This is a genomic window from Bacillus sp. FSL K6-0073, from assembly GCF_038006085.1.
GTDB classification, from domain to species: Bacteria; Bacillota; Bacilli; order Bacillales; family Bacillaceae_G; genus Bacillus_A; species Bacillus_A cereus.
This window is the reverse complement of sequence record NZ_JBBOUN010000001.1, coordinates 4,762,191-4,778,506: the sequence shown is the minus strand read 5'-3', so window position 1 is coordinate 4,778,506 and position 16,316 is coordinate 4,762,191. Positions and strand designations below refer to the sequence as shown.

Sequence of the window (16,316 nt, the reverse complement as noted above, 5' to 3'; positions counted from 1 at the left end):
ATTATGAATCCTCCTTATTCTTTTTTGTATAAGGATTATCTTCTAGTTTATCGACCGAATGTTTATAAGCATAGCCTTTATTAATTGTCATGATGGAGAGTACGAGGATGATTAGGACGATGATAATACCGATAATTAATATTTTGAACATAAAACCCCTCCTTTTCTTTATTTTACATAATTTTGTAATTGATGAAAACAATAGAAATTAAAAGGATGAAAGAAGGGTGTTACATGGATACGAAAAAAACATATTATATATCAATAGGAAACGGTCAAATTTCACAAGTGAAGACGGCGGATACTTATAATTTTGAGATTTCCGCAAATGATGAAGAAATTACGGAATTAAGAGAGCACTTCGATCAAGCATATGTAGAAGATTTAGGGTCATTTGTACGCTCCCACGTTCCATTTGTTGAGTATCATCACGATTCAAATAATGACCGATATGATGAACAACTACAAAAAGCATATAAAATGATTTATGATTTAGGAAATCATGAGACGAAAGAATTAGTCGCGCAAATGGGAATAATCAATGGATTGTAATTGGATAATATTATGCAGAAAAGCGAGAATATGCTACAATTTGTGGTAGGAAAAACTTGTAACCATCAATAGGGGAGTAATGGCATGTACAAATTTAAAGATTATTACCACAACACTGTACAATTATCGTTTGAACGTTATCCATTTTCTCCTGAGCCAAAGCATGTTTGGGTTGTATGCCGGTACGGGGATCAATGGTTATTAACGCATCATTTACGTCGCGGTCTTGAATTTCCAGGTGGTAAAGTAGAACTAGGGGAAACACCGGAAGAAGCGGCAGTTCGAGAGGTTCATGAAGAAACCGGCGGCATAGTTTCTGATTTAACTTACTTAGGACAATACAAAGTATCTGGAAAAGACAAAATAATCATTAAAAACATTTATTTTGCAACAATTAGTGCGGTAGAAGAACATACGCATTACGAAGAAACGAAAGGGTCTGTTTTATTAAAAGACATTCCTGACAACATTAAAACGAATAGAAAATTTAGCTTTATAATGCGCGATGACGTATTAGCGCGTACGATGAAACATATAGAAGAAATCGGCTGTTTTACGAAGTAAAGTAGCCGGTTTCTTTTTTTGTATGTAAGAATAAATGTAAATATATCTTTATATTATTTTGGGTATATTATACAATTTTGTAAAGATATATTTACATTTTAGGAGGGGAAAGATGGATAAAAGAAACGACTGTTACTGTTTCGATGGTTAAATTAAACTTTTCTTTATTTTTTATAATAATTGCTTTGTCGTTTGGAATTGGTTATTTGCATATATTTCTTTCAGGTGGGGGCGGATTAAAGTTTCACTTTATCTCCACCTCTAAAAACGAAAGCACCTCCAACAAATCATCTACGATACGTGAATGCTTAAAATTCCCCCAAAACGAATCTTTTTTCCAAACACCAAGAATCCCTACTTGTTCAGAACCAAGCACATCGTTTTCTGGATGATCTCCAACATAAAGACATTCTTCTGCCTTCACATCTAGTCTTTGCAAAGCACGTTCGAAAATTTCAGGATGAGGTTTTTTAATTCCTTCAGCTTCCGAAACGAGAATGGCGTTTGTATACGTATGTATATGTAGTGCTCGAAGGTTGCTCATCTAAAATTCAGTAAAACCATTTGTAATAATACCAATTTTAATGTTTCGCTGTTTTAACTGTTGAAGTAGTTCATGCGTGTTTTTGAAAGGAATACAATGATGTTGGAAGTTTGTAATATAGTCGTGTAGTAGTTGCTCTTGCGTTAAAGTAGTAATGTTGTATTCGGAAAGGAGAGTAGCATATACTTTATCCTTCCACGTATAGCCATTATTATCGAGTTCAAGAAATCGAGAACAATACTCTGATTTCTCTATGCTCTTCAAATGTGAGGCGAAGCGATTATATTGCTCACAAATAAATTGTTCTAAAGATTGGCGCCGATCTAATAGTGTTCCATCTAAGTCGAATAAGATTGCACGAATCATGGGAAGCCTCCTTGCAGTTTTTATAATTAATTATCGCATATTCGCAAAAAAATGATTATGATATTTTGTAGAATGGAATAATGGGGGATTGTATGAAGAAACTGTATGGCAAGTTAGTGTGTTGTATTATAGCAAGCAGTTTAGTTGCAGGATGCGAGAGTGCTATCGAGGTTACGAAAGAAAAAGAAATTTGTAAAACAGAAGAAGAGTGCACGCAAATAGGAGATAAAACATTACAAAAAGTATATAAAAAGATAGAGGGACTTTCAGAACTTGAAAAAGTAGAGGATTATGACATAGAAGAGTATGAAAGTATGAATATGAAAGAGGCGGAACAGAAAAAAGAAGAGGATGACAATTACTTCTTTTTAGCTTCTTATTATATCGATGATGATGAAATTGTAGATCCTTATTTTGAAAAATTGGATCGTAAGAGATTGAATAAAGTTTTTGCAGATGACGAAGTAGCAAAAGATGATTTGTTAAGCCAGCGACAAGATAGAGAGTATCATGAAACGTTATGGGACATGTATCGCACTCTCATTCCAGTGAAATATCGTGAGAATATAACGGGGGTGGATTTAATAACGGATGGTTATGACGGCGTTGTTGCCCATGTCATGCCAAGTATGGATGACCCGAGAGATTGGTTGCTTAGTTTAGACGTGCTCGATTCTGGGGTGAATATAGATGAAGTGATGAAAACATTAATTCATGAAACGGCTCACGTATTAACGATTGGGCATAAACAAGTACCAGTGGATAGGAAATATTTAGAGGCGTTTGATGAAGAGAAAGACATTTCATCATATCGAAATAAATGTAACACGGTGTTCTTGAAAAATGGATGTGCGAGAAAAACTTCGTATATTAACCAATTTTATAATGAATTTTGGAAACCAATTGAGCAAGAGTGGACAGAAAAGAAAGTAGAAGAAAGTGAAGAGGCACAAATTAAATTTTATAAAGAAAAGCATGATGAGTTTGTATCGCTGTATGGAACAACAAATGTAACGGAAGATATCGCAGATACATTTACAGCGTTCATTTTACAAGATTCAAAAAAGGTGAAAGAAGGAACAGAGTTAAAATATAAGAAAATTGCTTTCTTCTATCAGTTTCCTGAGCTTGTAAAAATGAGAGCGGAAGTGCTGTCGGGATTATATGGTGTTTCAAAAACGATAGAACAACAAAGTGGAGACTAATGTGAGTTATGCATTCGATATAGTTTCGTTAAAGAAAAGCGTGAAGAATTTTTAATTCTTTGCGTTTTTTTATGTTGATAAAATTGAAAATTCTGTATTTTATTAAAAAGAAGAAGGAACTTGCGGTATAAAATAGAATTAGTATAAAAATGTCACAATTTAGACACAATTATAATGCGCGTGTTGTAGGGACTATAAGTTTACTCTCGAGGAGGTAATGAAACGTATGAAAACGATTCTTGCTGTTGCTGGTCTCATTTGGGTAATGTCTCACGGTTTTCCGATTTTTGAAGGGGAGCAAATTCGTAGTGCTTTGAATGAAAAGTTTAATGATTATCATGTGATAGATCGAAAAGATAATGTCGTTACAGTACGTGTGAAAGACTGTTTCCATACAGTTACGGTTGCGGATGGAAACATTACAAATGAAACGAAAATGTGTGATAAAAGGTAAAAGAAAGAAGCTGACTATAGCGCACTGTTTTGAGTCAGCTTCTTTTTCTTTTTCCAATTAGAATTTTTTCAAATGCCTCAACAAATACATACATAAGAGTTGCAAGAACACATGTGAGTAGTACGCTAAGTAAGACGAGTGTGAAGTTAAAGACTTGGAATCCGTAGCTAATTAAGTAGCCAAGTCCTTGTTTGGAAACGAGAAGTTCTCCGAAAATAACACCGACCCAGGATAAACCAACATTTACTTTTAACGTTGAGATAATTGCTGGAAAGGATGCAGGGAGAACGACTTGCTTATAACATTGCCATTTATTTGCGCCAAATGTGTCCATCACTTTTATATAGTTAGAATCGACTTCTTGAAATGCACTGTAAATAACGAGAATGGTAATGATGATGGAAATGATTACTCCCATTGCGATAGAAGATGAAATGTTTGGACCGAAAATAACGATGATGATTGGACCGAGTGCAACTTTTGGCATTGCATTTAGAACGACGAGGTAAGGATCAAGTACGCGGGCTAGAAGTGGCATCCACCAAAGAAACGTGGCAATAATAGCACCGAGTACCGTTCCGAGAATGAAGCCTACTCCTGTTTCCAGCAATGTCGTCCATATGTGGGCCCAAAGTGAACCGTCGATCCATTTCGTTAAGAAGAGGTCCCAAATACTCGAAGGAGAACTAAAGAGTAAAGGATCGATCCATTCTTTTTTGCTAGCTATTTCCCATAGTGCAAAGAAAAGAATAAGTAGTAAAAGCTGTAATGAGCGAGCAATCCAAGCACGCCTGCGTTCTTTCTTTCGAAATTGTTCATGTAGTTGTTTTATATTATCCAAGTCGTTCCAGCTCCTTCCATATATCTTGAAAGAGGGCTGGGAAATCGTAGTGATGGCGTGCTTCTAACGGTGATAAAGAACGGATACTTTCCGGGACGATAAAGGTTTTTGCGATTTTTCCAGGATTCGCTTGAAGTAAATAAATACGATCACTCATCGCAATCGCCTCTTCAATATCGTGAGTAACAAGTAGTGATGTTTTCTTATATTTATTTAGTAAGTTGAAAACGAGTTCTTCTAGTTTTAATTTCGTTTGATAATCGAGTGCGGAGAATGGTTCATCTAGTAATAAAATTTTCGGATCAGTTGCTAACGTTCGAACGAGAGCAGCACGTTGACGCATACCGCCGGATAGTTCACGAGGATATTGTCCTTCTACCCCATGTAGACCGACTTGTTGTAAAAGATTTAAAGTATGTTCTTTCATCTGTTCATCATAAATCTTTCGAATATGAAGTCCAAGCATAATATTTTCTTCAATCGTTTTCCACGGGAATAAGTAATCTTGCTGCAACATATATCCCATAGATGAAGTTTTCGTTGTAATTGGTTCACCATCTAAAAAGACGATACCATCAATTGGATCAAGTAGTCCAGCAATGATTGAGAGGAGCGTTGTTTTACCGCAACCACTTGGGCCGAGTATAGAAATAAATTCGCCTTCTTCCACTTGTAAGCTCATATCTTCGAGAATAAGTTTGGCATTCTCTTTTGCGAAAAAACAGTGAGAAACGTTACGTATTTGTAAAAAACTCATACACTTCGCCTCTATTTCTTAATAACGCTTTCGGCAATTTTTGTATTGACGAGCGCTTCATGTGGGACTTCTTTTTGTAATTCACCAGCGTCTTTCATAATCGTTTGGAGCTGTTTCCATTCTTCCGCATCTAGTAGTGGATTTGTCGCATAAGAATGTTGTTTTTTATACCGTTCAATTACTTTTACTGTAATGTCTTTCGAAGTGTCTTTAAATAGCGGAGAAACAGCATCAGCAATCTCTTCTGGACTATGTGTATCAACCCATTGCTGTGCTTTATAGAGCGCACTTGTGAACTTTTCAGCAGCAGCTTTATCTTTCTTTAAGAAACTTTCTTTTGCCATGAACGTTGTATAAGGAACAGTACCAGATTCATTTCCGAATGAAGCGACGATATAACCTTTACCTTCTTTTTCGAATATGCTTGCAGTCGGTTCAAAGAGCTGCACAAACTCTCCTGTACCAGATGCAAAGGCATTTGCAATATTAGCAAATTCGATATTTTGAATTAAGTTCGTATCTTTCCGAGAATCAATGCCATTTTTCTTTAAAACGTATTCCCCAACCATTTGCGGCATGCCGCCTTTACGCTGTCCTAAAAATGTAACACCTTTTACGTCATTCCAATTAAAAGAGTCTAGTTTTTTACGTGAAACTAAAAATGTCCCATCTGTTTGTGTAAGCTGTGCAAAGTTAATGACAGGGTCTTTCGCTCCTTGTTGATGAACGTAAATAGACGTTTCAGAACCGACGAGAGCAATATCAATTCCGCCAGATAATAGGGCGGTCATCGTTTTATCGCCACCAGCTGTTGTTTGTAGGTCAATATTTAGTCCTTCATCTTTAAAAAATCCTTTTTCAATCCCGACATATAATGGGGCATAGAAGAGAGAATGGGTAACTTCGCCAACGCGAATGTTTTGAGTTTGTTCTTTCGTACTTTCTTTTTTACTACTACAAGCAGCAAAAGTAAAAACAGCTAGTAACATGATGCAAAAAATCGCGATTAATTTTTTCACTATATAACACCTCCTAGAAGTCACTCTACAAGCATGATATGTAGGTAAGTGCCCATATGTGAGTGTAGATAGCAGGAATTTTTTGGGTGGTAAAGAAGTACAAATATAAGGGGTGATAAAATGGAGTACGAATACGATGATAGCGTACATTTACATCTTGATTATTTCGGGACAGAATGTGATATGGAATCGATCGCTTATAAGAGGAAGAATGAAGACGTATGGGATGTGTATTTTAATTTTGGAGTATACGGTATTCAGAAAGACGATGTAGAGTTAGGTAGGTTTATGGACGAATATGCCGGTTATTACGTTTTTTCTGTACATGCTCGCGATCTTAGTTGGGAATTTGGAAGTGCCCAGTTTGAAGAGTGGGTTTTGAAAAATCGGATAGTAGAAAAAACGCTACAAAAATAGGAGGAATTTTGTGATTGGATTTCTCATCTTAGTATTTATTTTTGTGGCCGGATTTTTTATTATGCAAATGCTTATTTAACGATTTGCAAAGAAAAACATCCATAAATATACAAAAATAAAATGGTTTCATATGTGGCTACATATGAATATGAAAAAGGCCCGAGATTAGATTTTTTTGATTTTGTGGTTATAGTAATAGTTGTAAAAAACTTGCATTTATACGTAAAACAGTGAGTGGTGTTGTGAAAGATATTTTGACAAATACAGACACACATACATACGGAATTAAAGTGTGATTACAGAATGGACAAATTGGCCGTGTGTAAAGTGTGGGGGAATAAGAAAGAGGTCGTCCAACGGTGGACGACCTCTTTCTTATTATGCTTGATTAGTGCGGAAGAATGGAAGCTTCTGCACAATGTGAATTAATCCGTATGCAAGAATTAAGCACATAAGAGGATTAATGAAAAATCCATAGCGATTAATTGCTAAGAATAAGTTTGAGAAGATAATGTAAATAATTGAACTTGCTACTAGCATCATAACGCGTTTATGTTTAAATGAATTTAGCATGAAGCAGAAGCTGCTCAAGAATGTACCGATGATAAACACTCTATGACATAGTTGCATAAAGTTGTGAATACGATATTGGTCTACAGCAGGAGCTGTTTTGAATAATTCAATTGTTTTACCGACAGTGAACCAAGAGAACCAATAAGTGAAGTCCGTCTTAAATCCGTTCTTAATTAATTCTTTTGCGTATGCACCTTTGTCATCTAAGCCTTTAGCTCTCATTTCATTTACTATATTTTCATATCCAATTTTATTAAATGGATCTGCACCGGCAATTAGTGGATCTGCACCTTGGGTTGAGAATAAAATAAATTGGTTGAGTGCTAAGTAGTTACGAACAACCCATGCGCCAATAATAAAGAAAGGTCCGATAAACCATAACAATCCGATTCGAATGGATTCTTTAAATCCATATGTAAATAACACAACAAGAACAGGAATAAGCATCATTGGAGCTGGATTTGGACGGAACATAAGTAAAATTGAAACGACAATTCCAAACCATATATGGAATTTCACTTTATTGTATTTCCATGCGAGAACAAATACATATACACATAACGCCAATAAGAATATGGATGGAACTTCTGTTAGCAATGTACGGAAGTATGTATAGTTACTTGGATAAATAGCATATAAAATACTTGCAACAATTCCATAAATGTTTTTTTCGAACAATTCTTTTCCTATTAAGAATACTAATAGCACTGTGCAAAGGTTCATGATCATGTTAATAACAGTTGCTACGTAATAGTAAGGAATTGATGTAATATCAGAAATAATCATAGCGCCAGCTAATAGTAATGGCTGACCTGGTGTAATATATGCATTTTTCCCTGGAACTTCACTAGGTTCTAAATACACATAACCAAATACACCATGTTTTAATAGTTGTTCAGCTGTTAACGAATAGTTAAAGGCATCATTTGCACCATATGTTACTTTGACTAACTCTCCATCTAATCCTGGCTGTTTTACTAAACAAAAAACGTGCAACAGGAAAGAAAGCGCCAAAATTGCATATACCGCTTTAGGCAAACTCTTAAACTTAGTAAGCAAAAATGAGCAACTCCTTTTTTATTAATTCTTTCGTATTTTTATGTGAAATCTTTAATAGTATTAAGGATTTCCAAAACATAGTTATTATATCATAAAGTGGAATGCTGAAATTAAGTTTTTCAAGAATGAGTAATTTGTATACCACAATTTAACTGTTGATTAAGGGAATATTAAGACAATACATTTATAGTAGAAGCAAGTATGCAGACGAAATATGTAATATATGTTATTTTAATAGAAATAGTTCTTTCGATGCGGGGGAAATTAAGACATAGAAACGAGGGAATGAATTGAAGTATGGTTCTACACTTTTTCATCTTCCAAAAAGAAATATATTAATTTCTAGCATTATAAGTAGTATGGTGACTTTATTAGTAATAACTATGCTGTTTATGATTTTAAAGGTTTTTAATTTAGACATGATGAAAGATCATTTAAATCAAAAGCTTGTTTTAAGTGTTATGATGATTTTCATATGGGGCATAACGTTTTATATTACGCATTTCAATAAAAAAGAGATGTCTATACTTAGAGCATCCCTGCGAGTGCATTTTATATTACTTTTATTAGCTCATACAGTAGCGTTATTTTATATTGTCATGCAAGTTAATATGAGTTTCATAGAGGCAATGAATTGGATTTACTTTTATAATATGCAGTTTATATTAAGTTTTGTAGTAATTTATGCAATATATATTCTTGTATATAATTTAATAGGTAAGGTTTTTCTAAGTATGGTTTTAACGAGCTGTACGTTAGTCATTTTATGTATTGTGAATTATTTGAAGCTTATTTTCAGAGGTGATCCGTTATATCCTTCTGATTTCACACAAATTACGCATATGCAATCTGTTATACCGATGGTGATGGACTATTTTAGTTGGAGTTATATTTTTGTCATTATCGTAAGTATCGTAGCTTGTATTGTAGCAGGGATATATATGAGAAGGTATATTCAAAATGTAAAGATTCATCTAGGAATAAGAGCCTTATTAGTAGTAGGATCTATTTTTGTTCTATATGCGTACGGTAATTTTGCGAATACATTTATGAATAAAGTATTTCAAAAATCAGGTGTAGATTTTGTTTTGTGGAATCAAAATGAGAACTACGCTTCAAATGGTTTTGTACTTGGGTTTATTAGCAATTTAGATACAACAGTTATGGAAAAACCAAAAAATTATTCTAAAGAAAATATGCTTCAAATAGCAAACGATATAAAAAAACAATATAGTGGAAATATAGGGAATCAAAAGAAAAAAGAGAAACCGAATATTATTTTTGTAATGAGTGAATCGTTTTGGGATCCGACGAAAGTAACCAACCTTTCTTTTAGTGAAGATCCTGTACCAAATTTGCATCATTATATAGAAAACTTTCCTGGGGGACAAACTATTTCTCCTACATTTGGGGGAAATACAGCGAACGTTGAATTTGAAGCATTAACAAGTTATTCAATGAGTTTGTTAAAGCCAGGTTCTATACCATATCAGCAGGTTATTACAAATAAGAAAGAAGTTCCATCAATCCCTACGGCGTTGAAAAAAGAAGGTTATTATACAAGTGCAATTCATTCATTTGGTCGCACATTCTTTAAACGTGACGATGTATATAAGGTGTTAGGATTTGATAAGTTTAATGCAGAGGACACGATGGAAAATGTAGATATTGATGGAGATTATATTAGTGATTTAGCGATGAGTAAAGAGATAATTGCTGAGTTAGAGGAACAAAAACAGCCAACATTTATTCATGCAGTTACGATGCAAAATCATTTTCCATTTACAGAAGGCCGATTTGGTGAAAACCTAATAGAAATTAGCGGTCTAGAAAATGAAGAATCAAAAGGAGAATTAGAGACGTATACAGAAGGATTAAGACGTTCAGATGAGGCACTTCAATATTTAATAGAGCAACTAGATAATTTAGATAGACCTACATTATTAGTATTCTTTGGAGATCATCTTCCATCATTAGGAACAAATAAATCTTTTTATAAAGAAAACGGGTATATAACGAATGAAAAAATACCGAGTGAACGTTTAGCGATGGCGCAAACGCCGCTATTAATGTATGCAAACTTTGATATGCCAAATGATAATATAGGTTTAGTAAGCCCAATTCATTTTTCTAATCTTATTTTTGATTATGCAGGATTAAATAAATCCTTATTTTATCAATTTTTATCGGAACTTTACAAGGAAATACCAGTGCTTAGAGATGAATTAAAAGTTGATAAAAATGGAGAAGTAATCAATGATTTAACAAAGAAACAAAACGAAATGTTAGAGCAATATAAAATGCTTCAATATGATTTACTCGTTGGAAATCAATATAGTAAAGATATCCTCTTTAAATAAAAGAAACAAAAAGAACTTGTATAACGATACAAGTTCTTTTTTCATAGTATTTAACGGGGTAACCAGACAAGCTGGGTTTAGGGAGTATTACTTGTACATTTAGTATATATGAAAATGTAATCGTTTTATTCGTGTATTTGTGAGAAATGTGTGAATTTTATGTTTTATAAAAACGATTATGTTAACTTTCATTCTTATATTGCAGTTGTTATGTTTGTAAAAATTTTATCAGTTCTTTATTTAATTCATCCGCTTGATCGATTGGTGAACCATGACCACTATTTGTAAGAGCATGTAACTGAGAATTTTTAATTCGTTGTTGTGTAAGTTCAGCACTTTTGTAAGGAATTAGTTGGTCGTGAACGCCGTGGAAGATTTTTGTTGGGACGTTAATTTTATTTAAATCTTTCGTTACATCTTCATTTGCAGCTGCTTGTAAAATTTTGATAAGGGCATAAGAAGCGGACTGCATACCGAGATAAGAAAACCATTCAAGGGTTGCAGCCCCTAAGTTTCTATTGAAAAAGGATAAAGATACGTCATTTAAAAATTTTGGTAAATTAGCATACATTTGATTAATGAGAGCATCTGCTTGTTCTTTCGGTACACCGTAAGGGGACTCTTGATTTTTAACGAAAGAGGGGGAGACAGCGTCAATTAATGCGAGCTTAGAAATGCGGCGCCCATTATAGCGAGACATATAGCGAATAGAAAGAGCACCACCAACTGAGAAACCGACTAATGTAGCGTTCTCTACTTGAAGTGCTTCCAGAACAATTGCGATATCATCGGCTAATCGATCATACGTGTAACCAGTCCATGGCTTATCAGATTGCCCATTCCCTCGTATATCCATGGCAATACAGCGAAAGCCATGCTCTGGTAAAACATTGAGTTGATATTGATACATTTGATGATTTAAAGGCCATCCGTGAACGAAGAAAACAGTCTTACTACCTGGACCAGGATTAACGTCTTGCACAAAAATATGCACATCTTTCTCGACAGTAACAAACATAAATGTCCCCCTATTCTATGAATATGTTCTATCCCAAAAGCGTTGTTTTGTTATAGCTTTAATAAATTCATTTGCTAGTCGCGTAGGGTCTTATTCTATTAAAAAACCAGGTTTTCCTTCGATATTTAAAGATTGAATAATAGAAGAGCAGTTTTGGAAGGAGCCAATCGGCTTAAAGCGATTATATGATTCTACGAAAAATGAACTTGCTTTGTTAAGAGAATGATCCTCCATCTTTCCGCCGATAAGAAGTAATCCATCATAAAGGAGTGGTGAGCCTGTTAAGAAAGTATCATTTCCCTGCACTATGCCTAATCGTTCGGAAACGATCACTGGCAGTTAAAGAGTTTTCATCTCTTTTCCTTCATTTTCACGCATGAAAGATTGGAGTTGTTCGGTCTTTTTATTTTTTTGCCATCCATAAAAAACACCTCCCATAATATACGTATTATTGTTTACATTTTTTATGCTTGTATATAGCATGAAGGTATTGCATCGTTGGGATGATTTTCCTCAAATGTTCGATTTATCTTTGTTTGTCTATGAAAATCATTTATTATAATAAATGGTATTCTTTGAGATGTTATTTTGAAGGGGTGTTGAAGTGAAAGAAAGTTTTCTATCATATAAAGAAGAAGAAAGGAATGCAAAAATCCTTTTATGGGTGTTATATGTCATTGTTATTGTATATCAAATTTTCTATGCAATCGTATTAGAAGATAAATCAATAATGGATAAGGGATACAACATAATATGGCAAGTTATTTGCGGAGTAGCAATACTATGCGTGAATATATATTTACTGAAAAAAGAGAAGGCAAACCTTGTTAAATATGCATGGATATTTGCATACATAGGGATAGAAATCGCTAATATAGTTTCGTATATTTTTTATAATAAGGCGGCGTTTGATGCGACAAATATAATAGAAATTATTCTCATTTTCTTTGTACCCATATTTTTAAATAAAAAATTTTATGTGTTTTTGCTTTCCTCTATTTTAGGAAAATATTTAATTTATTTATTTGTATTAGAGGAAATAAAAGCATTTATGTTCCTTATTATGTGTACGCTTATGTTAATAGCTGCATATATCATTTTAAATCGATTTTTACAATATCTTTCAGCTGTAAAGGAAAGTATTGCGATTGCTAGTGAATCACAAAAATTAGCAGTAATCGGAAAAATGGCAGCGACTGTTGGACATGAAATTAAAAATCCACTGGCTTCATTAAAAGGATTTACGCAATTACAACGAGAGAAGCATGAAGAGGATCCTATTTATAAACGTATGATTTTTGAAATAGAAAATATGAATAATATGATAAGTGAGTTGATGGAAGTTGCTACATGCAAACCTTCTATTTATAAGAAACATGATGTAGGAAAAATTGTATTACAAGTAATAACAAGTCTTCGCGGAAAAATGAATGAATTAAACGTGCAGTTTATTTCTAATGTGGAAGAAAAAACAATAGAAGTTGAATGTGATGAACGAAAAATAAGAGGAGTCTTTTTATATACGATAAAAAATGCTTTAGAGGCAATGGAACAAGGTGGCATATTACATTTACAATTAGAGAATAAAGGGAAAGAATATGTAATAATCAGCGTAATCGATAATGGTCATGGTATTAAGCAAGAAAACTTAACCCGTGTTACAGAAGCCTTTTATACAACGAAACAAGATAAAATTGGTCTGGGACTTACGGTAGCGAATCGAATTGTCGCCGAGCACCTTGGTGAGCTGCATATTTCAAGTGAAAGAGATACTGGAACGAGAATAGACATCATTCTCCCAAGGAAGTGTGGAAATACTGAAATCCAAGTGGAAGAAAAGCTAGGAGTTACCATATGAATAAAGGCTATATATTTAAAAATGAAGAAATAAAGGCATTGAAAGTATTTTTAAGTTTATTTTTTATTATATTTTTTGTGTATGATCTTGCCTATGAATTTATCGTACCTTTAATCGCGGGAGAGCAAGAAGGCGTAGGAAAGTTTGAAGATGGTTTAGGTTTATGGCTTTACCTTTTGACGGTAGTATTGTTTTGCATTGGAATATACTTTATGAAATGGAAGAATGTTTTTGTGGTAAAGTATATTATTCTAATTGGCTATAATGTATTAGATTGTATCCATAACATTATGATTTATTATGGTAGCGATGCGGAATTTGACGGTGGAAATATAGTAGAAGTATTTTTTATTTTGTTCGCACCAATCTTTGTGAACAAAAGATATTTCTGGTTAGTTCCAGCGATACTTGTCGGGAAGTACGCTCTTACAGGAATCATTATTCAATCTTCTCTCGTTTTAATCCCAATGGCATTATATAGTGTATTTACTATTATATGTTGGATTATATTTTTGAGGGTTCAGTCTTACGTTCGTACGCTTGAGATGATGGACAAAGAAATAAAACAGACAGAAAAACTAGCAGCTGTTGGAAAAATGGCAACGGTTATTGGTTATAAGATTAGAAGACCTTTAGCAAACTTAAAAAAACTTGTGAATAAACAGGCAGACAAGCATCCAGAGGATAAAATTTATAGTGATATTATGAAACAAGAAGTAGATCGGATTCATATAATTGCTACAGAACTTAGTGGATTTGAGAAATCTAAATCACTAGAATCAGAAACTCATAACATACAAGAAATTATCTCTTATGTTATTCGAGTTATGGAAAAGCCTGCTTTAAAACAAGGAGTCCACATACAAGGTATTTACAGTAAAGACTTACCGTCCATTACATGTGATGAAAAACGATTAAAACAGGTCTTTTTTAATTTAATCAAAAATGCAATTGAAGCAATGTCAGTTGGGGGAACAATTACGATTAAAGTTACTGTAAAAGATGGAATCATCGTTCAAGTGAAAGATGAGGGATGTGGTATTCCGAAAGATAAAATTCCAAAGTTAAATGAAGCCTTTTATACAACGAAAGAAACAGGAACTGGTCTAGGTTTAGTAGTTACAGAAAAAATTATTAAAGACCACAATGGTAAAATGAGTTTTGAAAGTGAAGTTGGGGTTGGAACAACGGTTGAGGTTATGTTACCACTGCATTAAATAGAAAAAACATCACTTATTTGGAAGTAATGTTTTTGTGTTCTTCTTAGGTAGACGTTCTAAAAAAGAGGACTATAACGAAAAATAATATATTGATAGTGTAAAAAGAAAATAATGGATGTTTTACTATGAAAAATATATAATGGCTTTGTCTGTTATTTGTTGTAGTTCATTTATATTTCTATTTGTTGACCCGAATCTCGGGTCTTTTTTTATGAAATGAATTGCTATATGTCAGTGATTAGAAAAATAGAATATATATTCATGCTGTAATACTGGTAGCACCAGTAAACTCGGTGCTACCAGTAGGTTCGTTTTCCGGCACAACGAAAGCATTTACGTTGGTACAGGTGGTGCTTTCACATTTCTCTATTTTTCTGTGGGCGATTGTATTGTGTATATAAATTTAAAAAATGATAGCGTTAGAGCCACCATTTCTCCTGCGGAAGCAAAATAACATCCACATCAAAATTTTCTTTAAACCAATCATACATCAATGTCTCTTTCACTAAATATTCAGAGGCAGAGTGTGACACACCAATTAGAGACATATTCGTTTCTTTTACATAATCCATAATGAGCGAGTATTTATGTCGGCCGTAATCATTGTCGATATGGCAATGGATTTCTCCTGTAATATATGCTTCAGCACCTTTTTCTTCTGCTTCCTTCATTAAAGATACAACATCGCCACACCCAGCGATAATTGCGATTTTTTTAATGGAATCATGTCGTTTACCTTCGAAGTCTGTGTAAGGAATCTGGAAGAGTTGTTTTAGATGTTTTTGGAGTGCTTCTGTTGATGTTTCATCTATTTCACAAATAAGGCCAATTGGTTCTTGTTCTGGACCTCCATATGCAAAGTCGTCCACTACAGTAGCGTTTAATGCTTTTGCAATTGAAATACTCGTTCCATGCGTTTGATGAAAATCCATTGGTACGTGACATGTATATATAGAAAGTTGTTTTTCTTTTATTCCTTGCAAATATTTTTCAGGAATTGGTATGAAACCGCGACCTGATCTTCCAAGCGGATCACCACACTCCATTACAAGGGGATGGTGCATAAAGAGTAAATCACCAGATGTGGATTGTGAAATGAATGTTTCAAGAACGTCATCTGTAGGGAATACAGCTAAAAATACTTTGTTTACATTTTCAGATCCGTGCATCATAAGGCCGTTAAATAAATCTACAAAATTTGCGTCGAAAAATTGTTGCCAAGGAAATTTGATAGGATCATATACGGCTGGGATAAATCGACTAAAGGCACTATCTTTTCCGTATTTTTCAATTTGGAATAAGTGATTGAGTGATTGCTCTATTTTTTTTAAGGCTGGCATGTTTGATAATCCTCCTTAAGATGATTCTTGCTTTATGAGTTGTTTGTATTCTTCGTAGTAAAATAAGAAGCGGATAGGTAACAAATAAAACCTAGAATCCAGCCGATAGAATGAGAATAGGGAAGTACATGCTGTAACAGTATTCCGCTAGAAATGAAGAAACTACCCA

15 protein-coding genes and 5 pseudogenes are annotated in these 16,316 nt (G+C 33.9%); 11 read left to right on the top strand and 9 right to left on the bottom strand.

Translation table 11 applies throughout. From position 1 onward, the window contains the following. Position 1: 1 nt before the first annotated feature. Positions 2–151: a YtzI protein gene (gene ytzI, locus MHB52_RS24755; RefSeq protein WP_000472790.1), complete on the bottom strand. Its 150-nt coding sequence runs from the start codon at positions 149–151 to the stop codon at positions 2–4. An 83-nt stretch (positions 152–234) separates the two neighbouring features. Here ytzI and MHB52_RS24750 point away from each other — a divergent pair, with 83 nt between their 5' ends. The 3 genes and pseudogenes from MHB52_RS24750 to MHB52_RS24740 form a co-directional block, all read left to right on the top strand. Beyond that, positions 235–552: a hypothetical protein gene (locus tag MHB52_RS24750; protein ID WP_000379942.1), complete on the top strand. Its 318-nt coding sequence runs from the start codon at positions 235–237 to the stop codon at positions 550–552. A gap of 84 nt (positions 553–636) precedes the next feature. Next, complete coding sequence (gene mutTA, locus MHB52_RS24745; protein WP_000276385.1) at positions 637–1,116, top strand: antimutator 8-oxo-(dGTP/GTP)ase; 480 nt, start codon at positions 637–639, stop codon at positions 1,114–1,116. A 143-nt stretch (positions 1,117–1,259) separates the two neighbouring features. Next, positions 1,260–1,346: pseudogene (locus MHB52_RS24740) on the top strand (DUF3267 domain-containing protein); the annotation flags it as partial. Positions 1,347–1,360: 14 nt separating this feature from the next. On the opposite strand, the pseudogene MHB52_RS24735 reads toward MHB52_RS24740, so the two are convergent. Beyond that, a pseudogene (locus tag MHB52_RS24735) lies at positions 1,361–2,026 on the bottom strand (HAD family hydrolase). Positions 2,027–2,118: 92 nt separating this feature from the next. On the opposite strand from MHB52_RS24735, the gene MHB52_RS24730 reads away from it, so the two are divergent. Both MHB52_RS24730 and MHB52_RS24725 read left to right on the top strand, forming a co-directional pair. Then, on the top strand, positions 2,119–3,231 hold the full coding sequence (locus tag MHB52_RS24730) for a hypothetical protein (protein ID WP_061664563.1): 1,113 nt from the start codon (positions 2,119–2,121) through the stop codon (positions 3,229–3,231). A 226-nt stretch (positions 3,232–3,457) separates the two neighbouring features. Beyond that, entirely contained in the window at positions 3,458–3,685 is a 228-nt protein-coding gene (locus MHB52_RS24725; protein WP_000849112.1) for a hypothetical protein, read from the top strand. Positions 3,686–3,719: 34 nt separating this feature from the next. On the opposite strand, the gene MHB52_RS24720 is transcribed toward MHB52_RS24725, so the two are convergent. The 3 genes from MHB52_RS24720 to MHB52_RS24710 are packed head-to-tail and all read right to left on the bottom strand — an operon-like array spanning position 3,720 to position 6,302. Beyond that, positions 3,720–4,526: an ABC transporter permease gene (locus MHB52_RS24720; protein WP_016118773.1), complete on the bottom strand. Its 807-nt coding sequence runs from the start codon at positions 4,524–4,526 to the stop codon at positions 3,720–3,722. Continuing rightward, the gene (locus MHB52_RS24715; RefSeq protein ID WP_000009029.1) at positions 4,519–5,283 is read right to left on the bottom strand and encodes an ABC transporter ATP-binding protein; all 765 of its coding nucleotides are present in this window, start codon (positions 5,281–5,283) and stop codon (positions 4,519–4,521) included. Before MHB52_RS24715 ends, MHB52_RS24720 begins: the two co-directional genes overlap by 8 nt. Before the next feature lie 11 nt (positions 5,284–5,294). Further along, a complete protein-coding gene (locus MHB52_RS24710) occupies positions 5,295–6,302 on the bottom strand; it encodes an ABC transporter substrate-binding protein (protein ID WP_061664565.1) in 1,008 nt (335 codons plus the stop codon). A 120-nt stretch (positions 6,303–6,422) separates the two neighbouring features. On the opposite strand from MHB52_RS24710, the gene MHB52_RS24705 reads away from it, so the two are divergent. The 3 genes and pseudogenes from MHB52_RS24705 to MHB52_RS24695 form a co-directional block, all read left to right on the top strand. Continuing rightward, complete coding sequence (locus tag MHB52_RS24705) at positions 6,423–6,719, top strand: DUF3986 family protein (protein ID WP_000455580.1); 297 nt, start codon at positions 6,423–6,425, stop codon at positions 6,717–6,719. 10 nt (positions 6,720–6,729) lie between these two features. After that, positions 6,730–6,953: pseudogene (locus tag MHB52_RS24700) on the top strand (hypothetical protein). Further along, a pseudogene (locus tag MHB52_RS24695) lies at positions 6,944–7,015 on the top strand (DUF2196 domain-containing protein); the annotation flags it as partial. The pseudogenes MHB52_RS24700 and MHB52_RS24695, both read left to right, overlap by 10 nt. 82 nt (positions 7,016–7,097) lie before the next feature. Here MHB52_RS24695 and MHB52_RS24690 read toward each other — a convergent pair. Further along, entirely contained in the window at positions 7,098–8,351 is a 1,254-nt protein-coding gene (locus MHB52_RS24690; RefSeq protein ID WP_000956220.1) for a glycosyltransferase family 39 protein, read from the bottom strand. A 290-nt stretch (positions 8,352–8,641) separates the two neighbouring features. Here MHB52_RS24690 and MHB52_RS24685 point away from each other — a divergent pair, with 290 nt between their 5' ends. Then, positions 8,642–10,711, top strand: coding sequence for an LTA synthase family protein (locus tag MHB52_RS24685; RefSeq protein ID WP_061664567.1), 2,070 nt, complete (start codon positions 8,642–8,644; stop codon positions 10,709–10,711). Positions 10,712–10,919: 208 nt separating this feature from the next. Here MHB52_RS24685 and MHB52_RS24680 read toward each other — a convergent pair whose 3' ends face one another. Together MHB52_RS24680 and MHB52_RS24675 are read right to left on the bottom strand one after the other, a co-directional pair. Then, positions 10,920–11,729 (bottom strand): alpha/beta fold hydrolase, encoded by an 810-nt coding sequence (locus tag MHB52_RS24680; RefSeq protein ID WP_000498279.1) that lies wholly within the window; start codon positions 11,727–11,729, stop codon positions 10,920–10,922. 15 nt (positions 11,730–11,744) lie between these two features. Further along, positions 11,745–12,065, bottom strand: a pseudogene (locus tag MHB52_RS24675) (catalase); the annotation flags it as partial. A 268-nt stretch (positions 12,066–12,333) separates the two neighbouring features. Between MHB52_RS24675 and MHB52_RS24670 the strand changes: the two are divergent. Further along, the gene (locus tag MHB52_RS24670) at positions 12,334–13,587 is read left to right on the top strand and encodes an ATP-binding protein (protein ID WP_000664886.1); all 1,254 of its coding nucleotides are present in this window, start codon (positions 12,334–12,336) and stop codon (positions 13,585–13,587) included. After that, a complete protein-coding gene (locus MHB52_RS24665) occupies positions 13,584–14,804 on the top strand; it encodes an ATP-binding protein (RefSeq protein WP_001032638.1) in 1,221 nt (406 codons plus the stop codon). Before MHB52_RS24670 ends, MHB52_RS24665 begins: the two co-directional genes overlap by 4 nt. Before the next feature lie 422 nt (positions 14,805–15,226). Here the strand turns inward: MHB52_RS24665 and MHB52_RS24660 are convergent, their stop codons facing one another. Then, positions 15,227–16,147: a Nif3-like dinuclear metal center hexameric protein gene (locus MHB52_RS24660; protein ID WP_001111131.1), complete on the bottom strand. Its 921-nt coding sequence runs from the start codon at positions 16,145–16,147 to the stop codon at positions 15,227–15,229. Positions 16,148–16,316 lie beyond the last annotated feature (169 nt).

What these genes read in the sequence shown, in the direction of transcription:
- ytzI (WP_000472790.1), bottom strand. Translation starts at nt 151, where the DNA reads ATGTTCAAAATATTAATTATCGGTATTATCATCGTCCTAATCATCCTC.
- MHB52_RS24750 (WP_000379942.1), top strand. Translation starts at nt 235, where the DNA reads ATGGATACGAAAAAAACATATTATATATCAATAGGAAACGGTCAAATT.
- mutTA (WP_000276385.1), top strand. Translation starts at nt 637, where the DNA reads ATGTACAAATTTAAAGATTATTACCACAACACTGTACAATTATCGTTT.
- MHB52_RS24730 (WP_061664563.1), top strand. Translation starts at nt 2,119, where the DNA reads ATGAAGAAACTGTATGGCAAGTTAGTGTGTTGTATTATAGCAAGCAGT.
- MHB52_RS24725 (WP_000849112.1), top strand. Translation starts at nt 3,458, where the DNA reads ATGAAAACGATTCTTGCTGTTGCTGGTCTCATTTGGGTAATGTCTCAC.
- MHB52_RS24715 (WP_000009029.1), bottom strand. Translation starts at nt 5,283, where the DNA reads ATGAGTTTTTTACAAATACGTAACGTTTCTCACTGTTTTTTCGCAAAA.
- MHB52_RS24705 (WP_000455580.1), top strand. Translation starts at nt 6,423, where the DNA reads ATGGAGTACGAATACGATGATAGCGTACATTTACATCTTGATTATTTC.
- MHB52_RS24680 (WP_000498279.1), bottom strand. Translation starts at nt 11,729, where the DNA reads ATGTTTGTTACTGTCGAGAAAGATGTGCATATTTTTGTGCAAGACGTT.
- MHB52_RS24665 (WP_001032638.1), top strand. Translation starts at nt 13,584, where the DNA reads ATGAATAAAGGCTATATATTTAAAAATGAAGAAATAAAGGCATTGAAA.
- MHB52_RS24660 (WP_001111131.1), bottom strand. Translation starts at nt 16,147, where the DNA reads ATGCCAGCCTTAAAAAAAATAGAGCAATCACTCAATCACTTATTCCAA.